This is a genomic window from Shinella sp. G-2 (assembly GCF_050172695.1).
Taxonomy (GTDB): domain Bacteria; phylum Pseudomonadota; class Alphaproteobacteria; order Rhizobiales; family Rhizobiaceae; genus Shinella.
This window is the reverse complement of the sequence record NZ_JBBEYH010000076.1, coordinates 1-703: the sequence shown is the minus strand read 5'-3', so window position 1 is coordinate 703 and position 703 is coordinate 1. Positions and strand designations below refer to the sequence as shown.

Sequence of the window (703 nt, the reverse complement as noted above, 5' to 3'; positions counted from 1 at the left end):
AGGACAACCATTTCCCGGTATCTTTCAACAGTCGAGGTTCAGCGTCCCACGCTGTCATGTTCTTGATATGGTCGGGTGTCAGCGCAGTCTTTTTTACGTCGCCATAAGCAAGCAGTTGCTGGCAGGCATATCGAACCCGACCCCAGCCGCCGTCGTGACGGGCAAGATCCAGATCAAGAAGAGTGACGAAGGGGATTTCGAGCCCGTGCAGCAGGCGCCAGAAATGGTTGACATGCCGTCCGCCAAGCGGCACGACCGAGATGGAGGCATCATCGATCCTGGTGCCCATGGCGCTGATCACGCGCGGTAGAACCACCTCCTCGCTGTCGCCCTCGCCAAGGACGACATAGCGGGAAAAATAAAGTTCGGGGAACGCCTGTACGGCTTCGCGCACGAACTTGAACGCATCGGCATCCTTTTCGCTGTCGGGGAGCTGGATGGTCCTAACCCGTGTGGTGCGATCGGCGGCAAGCCGAAGATACCGAACGAGCTTCGGATCGATGCGGCGCATGATCGATGCCGAGTGGGTTGCCAGAACCGCCTGGGTATCCTGTCCCTTGGAGAATGCGGACAGACTGGCGACCACACGTCCAAGGTAATGCGGTGAGAGGCTGTTTTCCGGTTCCTCGACAGCGATCAGCGTGAAGACCGCCGGGCGCAGCTTGTCGATATCGAACTCGGTCTTGAGTTCGCCTCGCAAAAC

General features: G+C 58.6%; 1 protein-coding gene. It reads right to left on the bottom strand.

Annotated elements, in window-relative coordinates:
• On the bottom strand, nt 1-703 hold a 703-nt coding region (locus tag V8U06_RS29180), incomplete at both ends, for an ATP-dependent nuclease (protein WP_427143647.1).